The sequence below is a fragment of the Myroides albus genome, from assembly GCF_009711045.1.
GTDB classification, from domain to species: domain Bacteria; phylum Bacteroidota; class Bacteroidia; order Flavobacteriales; family Flavobacteriaceae; genus Flavobacterium; species Flavobacterium album_A.
Map to the genome: position 1 here is coordinate 292,930 of NZ_WMJX01000001.1, position 8,017 is coordinate 300,946.

Annotated in this window: 6 protein-coding genes; 1 reads left to right on the forward strand and 5 read right to left on the reverse strand. The window is 37.0% G+C overall.

Annotated features, from left to right (window positions below; all coding sequences use genetic code 11):
* Positions 1 to 39: 39 nt before the first annotated feature.
* The 5 genes from thrA to GJV76_RS01325 form a co-directional block, all read right to left on the reverse strand.
* Positions 40 to 2,442, reverse strand: a complete 2,403-nt coding sequence (gene thrA / locus GJV76_RS01310) for a bifunctional aspartate kinase/homoserine dehydrogenase I (protein ID WP_160339605.1) — start codon at positions 2,440 to 2,442, stop codon at positions 40 to 42.
* A 12-nt stretch (positions 2,443 to 2,454) separates the two neighbouring features.
* Positions 2,455 to 3,420 (reverse strand): alpha/beta fold hydrolase, encoded by a 966-nt coding sequence (locus tag GJV76_RS15865; RefSeq protein ID WP_160339604.1) that lies wholly within the window; start codon positions 3,418 to 3,420, stop codon positions 2,455 to 2,457.
* 16 nt (positions 3,421 to 3,436) lie between these two features.
* On the reverse strand, positions 3,437 to 4,576 hold the full coding sequence (locus tag GJV76_RS01315) for a trans-sulfuration enzyme family protein (RefSeq protein WP_155090839.1): 1,140 nt from the start codon (positions 4,574 to 4,576) through the stop codon (positions 3,437 to 3,439).
* 1 nt (position 4,577) lies between these two features.
* On the reverse strand, positions 4,578 to 5,852 hold the full coding sequence (locus tag GJV76_RS01320; protein WP_155090840.1) for an O-acetylhomoserine aminocarboxypropyltransferase/cysteine synthase family protein: 1,275 nt from the start codon (positions 5,850 to 5,852) through the stop codon (positions 4,578 to 4,580).
* 476 nt (positions 5,853 to 6,328) lie between these two features.
* On the reverse strand, positions 6,329 to 7,036 hold the full coding sequence (locus GJV76_RS01325) for a tRNA1(Val) (adenine(37)-N6)-methyltransferase (RefSeq protein ID WP_155090841.1): 708 nt from the start codon (positions 7,034 to 7,036) through the stop codon (positions 6,329 to 6,331).
* 213 nt (positions 7,037 to 7,249) lie between these two features.
* Here GJV76_RS01325 and GJV76_RS01330 point away from each other — a divergent pair, with 213 nt between their 5' ends.
* On the forward strand, positions 7,250 to 8,014 hold the full coding sequence (locus GJV76_RS01330) for a hypothetical protein (RefSeq protein ID WP_155090842.1): 765 nt from the start codon (positions 7,250 to 7,252) through the stop codon (positions 8,012 to 8,014).
* The last annotated feature ends 3 nt before the right edge of the window (positions 8,015 to 8,017 follow it).

The following is an 8,017-nucleotide window of genomic DNA, read 5'->3' on the forward strand; positions in this document are numbered from 1 at the left end:
GTTAGTTCGTTAACTGTAAACTGTCCACTGTTAACCAATTTATTTATCAGCTAATCTTAAAATATCTCCAAATACTCCTCTGGCAGTTACAGATGCTCCAGCTCCAGCTCCTTGGATAATGATAGGGTTGTCGCCATAGCTCTCAGTGTATATCTCGAATATACTGTCTGAACCTTTTAATTGTCCTAAAGCAGAACTTGTTGGTACTTCGATTAACTTCGTTTCTAATACTCCTTTGTCTTTTTGTAGATCGCCTGATAGCTCTCCTACATAGCGAAGTACTGTATCTGGTGCTAAGCCTTGTTTTATCTTGTCGAAATAAGGGTTTAACTTCTCTAAACTGTTTAAGAACGTTGGAGTATCCACAGCTTGTAAGTCTGTTGGAATTAAGTTCTGAATGTTTATCTCTTCGAACTCGTTTTGTAAGTCTAACTCTCTCGCTAAGATTAACAGCTTACGTCCTACATCATTACCTGATAAGTCTTCACGTGGATCTGGTTCTGTATATCCTTTGTCGATTGCTTCTTTCAGCACTTCACTAAATGGTCTGTCTTGGATAGAGTAGTTGTTGAAGATGTAACTTAAACTTCCTGAGAATACTCCTTTTATCTTCGTGATATTCTCTCCTGATAAGTGAAGTAGCTTGATTGTATCAATCAATGGTAATCCTGCACCTACGTTTGTCTCGTATAGATACTCTTTGTGGTTTGCCTTTAATGTCTGGCGTAACTCTCTGTAGAAACTATACGATATAGTGTTGGCAATCTTGTTTGATGAGATTAAATCAAAGCCATTCTCTACTAATGGGATATAATTTTTGATAAATTCTCCTGATGCTGTATTATCTATTGCGATTAAGTTTTCTAAGTGGTTAGCATTCGCATAGTCGATGACCTCTTGGATATTATAGGCAACACTTTTATCTTTTAAATCTTCTCTCCAGTTGCAGTTAATCCCCCCATCGTTTAGCAATACTTTTTTAGAGTTACCGATGGCGAAGATGTTAAGGGCAATATTCTTTTTGTCTTCGATAGATTGAGCAGAGTGTAAGATTTGATCAATTAAAGTACCTCCAACTAAACCATGACCGAATACAGCGATATTGATTTTCTTAGCGATACCAAATATTTGTCCGTGGATCACATTTAGCGCTTTCTTCGCTTCTTCTTTGCGTACTACTAAACTCACGTTCTTTCCTGTCACTGTATTGTTGAATAGGATAGGAACGATCTTATTCTTTACTAATGCAGCATAAGGCTTGTCAAATGTGCTTAGGTCTTGTCCGATGATTGAGATAACTGCTATATCACGGATAATAGAAATGCTATTCACATCACGTGTATAGAAGTCATTAGAGAATTCGCGGTTTAAGGCATCCTTTGCTTTATCTGCGTCTTTTTCTTCCACGATAAATCCTAAACCACGCTCTGAAGAACCTTGTGAAATTACCCCAACGCTTATTCCTTCGTTAGCCAATGCTGTAAATACACGTGCGTCAACTCCAACGATCCCTAATAGTCCACGTCCTTCGAATTGGATTAAGGCTGTGTTAGACTGTACAGATAAAGACTTGATTCCCTTTACTGTTTGTCTATTAGAGATTAATGTTCCTTTGCTATTAGGGTTCAATGTATTTAAGATACGCAGTGGAATGTTATTCTCTACCAAAGGCAATATTGTTTTGGCGTGTAGAATAGATGCTCCGAAGTTTGCCAACTCATTTGCTTCATCGAAGTGAAGTTCTTCTATCTTCTGTGCATTCTTAACCCAATCAGGGTTAGCAGTATAAATACCATCTACATGAGTATAATTTTGCAATTCATCTGCTTGGATAAAATTAGCCAATAGTGCTGCAGAGTAGTTACTACCATTGCGTCCAAGAGTAGTCGTTTCTCCTTTTTCGGTAGCTCCTATGAATCCTGTAACGATAGCGATAGTGTCTTTGTCTAATTGATCAAAGAAAGCTTTAGTCTTTTCTTTTGATAGCTCATCTATAGCTTGTGCACTACCGAAGTTGTTATCTGTGATAAAGAATTGACGGCTATCTACAGAAGTAGCTCTTATCCCTTTTGCATTTAATTGAGCAGCTAATATCTTACTTGATATTAATTCTCCTTGTGCTAATACTTGGTCTTTAATCTTTAGCCCGTAGTCTTCGATTAGAGATACTCCTTCGTATAATTTGCTCAATACTCCTATTTCTGTATCTATATCTGCTTCTTGGTGGTAAGGTCTGTTCTTAAAAGCTTCAAAGGCAGTTGTATAATCTTGTTTAGTCTTTGCTAAGTCTAATATATGTTCAAGGGTATCTGTAGTGTCTCCTATGGCAGAAACCACAATAGCGATAGGTCCTTCGTTTACTTTTGTTTTGATAATGTTTATAACGTTGTCAAAAGCTTGTCCTGATGCAAGGGATTTCCCTCCAAACTTTAATACTTTCATAATGTGCTGATTTTAATATAATGGTTTTAATAAATTGTTTAATTGTTCGTATTCAATCAAAAAGGCATCGTGGCCGTGTATGGATTGAATCTCTTGGTATGTAATGTGTTTGCAACAGTCTTTTAGTAATTCTACTGTTTGCTCTTGCTCTTCTTTGGTGAACATATAATCTGTATCTACTGCTATACAGTGTATGTGTGCACTGGTTTGTTGAGCAAAAGTTTTTAAACTGTCTTGTGTTTGCTCTTGGCCTATAGTTTTCAGAAGGTGATTCATCAATTTATAGGCTTGGAGTTTAAAGCGACTTTCTAAAGCCTGTCCGTGATATTTAAGCCAGCTCTCTATCGCATATTGGTTTTCGCTTTCTTTATATCCGTTAGCGAACTTCTGCTGGAGCGATGCAGGAGTGCGGTAGAGTAACATAGCATGCATACGGGCGTCTTCTATCGGTTGAGAAGAGTTGTTCAGAATACTGTCTTGTACTAAAGCATTTCCTATTAACCAATCAGATGCTTTACAGCTTGTCGCTATGGGGATTAAGTGGTCTATCGCTTTTGGTCTTAAAAATGCTAATTCCCATGCAATACTTCCTCCTAAACTTCCTCCGATAACAGCGTATAGTCTATTGATCTGTAATCGGTCTAACGCTTTCCAAAATACTTCTGCAATTACTTTAGTCGTTAGTGCTTTATAATCTTGGATGAGGTGAGCCTCCTGTTGGTTAAAACCATTACCAGGTATGTCAAAGGCAAGGACTGTGTATCGGTTGAGGTCGATTACTTTGTCATAACCCACTAAGCTATTCCACCATCCGTCATCGCCTGCTACTTGACTATTTCCTGTCAAAGCGTGGTTGACCAATACAATTGGAGCACTGTGTAAAGGCTGTCCCACCACCTGATAGGTGAAGTGAAAAGTATGTGTACTTCCGTTTGGTAGTGTATGATTAGTGATTGTTATTTCTTGTAAGCGACTCATGGTATTCAGTTGTTATTTATTGTGCTAATGCCTGTTTGATATCTTCTATTAAATCCTCTGTTTCTTCTAATCCTATGGATAATCGTATTAGACTTTCTGTTATCCCTGCTTGTACTTTAGTCTCTTTAGGTACTGAGCCATGAGACATCTCAAAAGGATAGTTGCTCAAGCTCTTTATTCCTCCTAATCCCTCAGTCAGTGTAAAGAGTTTTAGACTTTGTATAATCTTAAGAGCTGCCTCTTTGCTGTTGTTCTTTAGATCAAAGCTGATGACTCCTCCGAAATACTTTTGTTGCTTCTTAGCAAGTTCATGTCCTTCATGACTTTTTAATCCTGGATAGTATATCTTGTTTATCTTCGGATGTGTGCTGAGGTACTCTGCTATCTTTAGGGCATTCTCTGAATATCCTTTGTATCTGAGCAAGAGTGTTTCAATGCCTCTGATGGTTAAAAAGCTATCGAAAGGACTTAGTATAGCTCCTGTAGAGTTTTGGTGAAACTTAATGATCTTGCCTAACTCTTCTGTCTTCGTGATGACCAATCCCGCTACTACATCTGAGTGTCCTGCTATGTACTTAGTCGCACTGTGAACAACTATATCAGCTCCTAAGTCTAAAGGTTTTTGAGCTATTGGGGTAGCGAAAGTGTTATCTACGCATAACCAAACCTTGTGTTTCTTAGCAATGTCTGCTATAGCTTGTATATCTGATATACGCAGTGTAGGGTTAGTAGGACTTTCTATCCATATCAACTTGGTTTTGTCATTGATTGCTTTCTCTACATTAGCTGCTACTGTTGTATCTACATAATGAGTTTTGATCCCAAACTTTGCATATACCTCATTCAACAGTCTGTATGTACCACCGTAGATATTGGCTACTGCTATTACTTCATCTCCTTGACTCAGTGTTTTAAATACAGCATCTATAGCTGCCAGTCCACTCCCAAAGGCAAACCCCTTTGCACCGTTTTCTAAAGAGGCAACTAATTCTTCAAGGGCTTGACGAGTAGGATTGTTGGTACGTGTGTAGTCAAATCCTTTGTTTACTCCTGGTGCTTCTTGAGCGAATGTCGTTGTCTGATAGATCGGTACTGCGATGGCTCCTGTGTGTGGGTCTATCGGAATGTGTTTTAGTATATCTGTTTGGGTACTCATCTTATAATGTTTTAAATACGTTAGCTAAATCAGCTTTTAAATCTTCAATGTTTTCTATTCCTACTGATAGTCTGATTAAGTCAGGTGCTACTCCTGTTGCTTTTTGTTCAGCCACACTTAACTGTTGGTGTGTAGTAGAAGCAGGGTGGATGATTAATGACTTGGTATCTCCGATGTTGGCAAGTAGTGAGAATAGTTTTGTCTCGTTCGCTACTGTCTTCGCTGCTTCAAATCCTTTTTTCAATCCGAATGTTACCACTCCACTTTGTCCTTTAGGTAAGTACTCTTTTGCTAAGTCGTGGTAAGGGCTTGATTTCAGACCTGGATAGTTTACCCATGCTACAGCATCTTGTTTCTCTAACCACTCTGCTAATGCAAGAGCATTCTCACTGTGCTTTTGGATACGGATAGGCAATGTCTCTAATCCTTGGATGATTTGGAAAGCATTGAATGGGCTAAGTGCTGCACCTAAATCTCTTAATCCTTCTACTCTTATCTTAGCGATGAAAGCCGCATTACCTAATGCTTGATGATATATTAGTCCGTGGTATCCTGGTGATGGTTCTGTGAACTCAGGGAATCTACCACTTGACCAATCAAATGTCCCTGCATCGATAATCGCTCCACCTAATGAAGTACCGTTCCCGGTTATATATTTAGTCAGTGAGTGTACTACGATATTAGCTCCATATTCGATCGGGTTAAGTAGAGCAGGAGAGGCAACAGTGTTATCTACGATGAAAGGTATCTTAAACTCTTGTGCGATCTTAGCAACTGCTTTTAGGTTAATGATGTCTAACTTAGGATTACCTAAACTCTCTACGAATATTGCTTTTGTGTTCTCTTGAATATTTGTTCTGAAGTTCTCTACATTAGATGGATCTACGAAAGTGGTGTTGATACCAAATCTTGGAAGAGTAACATTAAATAAGTTATAAGTCCCTCCGTATAAGCTATTAGAGGATACGATGTGGTCTCCTGCTTTTAATAATGTTAAGAACGTTGTAGAGATAGCAGATGCTCCTGATGCTGTTACCACTGCTCCGATACCTCCCTCAAGTGCAGCTAAGCGTTGTTCTAAGATATCGTTAGTAGGGTTGTTTAATCTTGTATAGATGTACGCTGGGATAGACAGGTTAAAAGCTCCTGCTGCATGATCAGCATTTTCGAATACATACGATGATGTCTGATAGATAGGCACAGCTCTTGTTCCTGCTGTAGATTGTACATTGTGTCCTGCGTGTAATGCTTGTGTTGAAAAATTTAGATTGCTCATGGTTATATTTTTTAATGTTTTAGTTACTTGTTTTTTATTTTCTCAGTACTTAACCCTACTGAGTAAAGGGCATAAAAAAAGTCCTTTCGGCATTGCCAAAAGGACTTCAAGTATTTTAATCTCTTTGTTTAGATTATAACTAACTCGTTGACTTTAGGCAATAGGGCGTCGTGAACATCATCATGTTCATCATCATCATTGCCATCATCATTGTGTTAGTATTGAAAATCATGGTATTTATATTTATCTAATTATATACTGTTTGGTTTAGTGTAAAAAAAAAGCCCTCGCTATCGCAAGGGCTTTATATATGTTATTTAGAATTTAAGTTTATGCAAATAACAAGCCCTGCGGATTTCTCCACATCATCATTGTCATCATCATTGTATAAACTGTATTCATTTTTTCTTCTTTGTTTTCGTTGGTACAAATATCATTAAATTATTTCGGAATAAACAAAATAATTTTAACTTTTTTTATAATTTTAGATAAAAATCTTTCACAAGTGCCTCAAATGCTGGGGTGTATTGATGTCTCTCTACTTCGATAGTTAGCTCATCTAAGGGGATTTTCTCTACTAATTGACGTGAAAAAGCTATTAAGCTACGTTTGATTTCAGCTTGTTCGTTCCCTCGAACGCGAGTTACCTTGAATGGATAGATACCAAACTCGGCTGCTAATCGCATCAGTGTCTCTTCTTCTTTGGCTGGAATAATTACACTAAACACCCCTTTCTCAGACAAGAAATATTCTACTGCCTCAATTAATAAATCAAAAGGCATCGCATCCTGAAAACGAGCAGTATCTCTCTGCTTATCATTCGTGTGATAATCTTCACTATAGAAAGGAGGATTAGAGATAATTAGATCATATTCTTCTTCCATCTCATTAGCGAAGGTCTCTAAGTCGGCATGATAGCAGAATAGTCTATCACCCCAAGGGCTGTTCTCAAAGTTCTCTACAGCTTGCTCATGTGCGTTTTCATCTATTTCTACTCCATCTATCTGCTCTGCACCTGTGCGCTGTGCCATCATTAAGGCTAACAGTCCTGTGCCTGATCCTATGTCTAACACCTTATAAGGATTATTGTCTATCGGTGTCCATGCTCCTAATAGTACTCCATCCGTACCTACCTTCATCGCACATTTATCCTGCTGTATCGTAAACTGTTTAAATTGAAACATCTTGCTTAGTCTTTTTGCAAAAGTACAAAAAGGAGGTTTAGTGACCTAATAAGGAAAGTATATCTCTTTAAGTATGGTAGGCTTATCATAAACGTATGAAGTACCACATTTGTTATTGCGTATTTAGTATTTTATGGTTTGTTTTATTGTTAATATTTATGAAATTATTGTAAAATATTTTTTAATTTTGTATTAAAATTAATTTAAGTGATTATGAAATTAAGAATTTTATTAGTGTTTATTTTGTCTCTATTCATGTTCTCTTGCTCTAGTAGCGATGATGGAGGTAATAATATTACTGATGGAGGTGAAGTACCAAAGCCAGTTGTGGAAGAAATTACGTTTGATGTGCTTACACATACCATTTTACCTAATGAAGAGTATGATATATTAAAAAATTTACGGGTTAAGAATATTTCTTTTGAAGAAATAAATTTTACTTCTGATAATCCTGAAGTAGCAAGCTTTGTAGATGGTACTAACCTTGTTGGACATAAAACAGGGGAAACTATTATAAGAGCACAATCTAAGAAATCTAAGGTAAATGCTACCATGAAGATTGTTGTAGCTGAACAAAAGATTGTTTTTGCACAAGATGAGATTGTATTAGGGACTCTAGAAGAGTTAGATTTAATGCCAATTGTCTCATTGATTAATGTTGAATGGGATCAGATAGAGTTGAAAGCTGATAATTCTGAAAATGTTAGAATAGAAGGAACAAAGCTTATAGCATTAAAAGAAGGAGAGGTATTGATTAATGCTACAATTAAAAACACGAATAATACTTCTATTTTAAAAGTAAAAGTCATAGAAAGAAAGATTACGTTTAAAGAAGAATCTATTGATATGGCAGTAGATGCTTCTGTTGATTTGAACGACCTTGTTGAACTAAAGAATATCGATGTCGAAACTATTAAGTGGAAGTACAATGATACTTATGTAAACCCGTTGTGCATTTTAAACAATCGGTTTTTTTAAAGT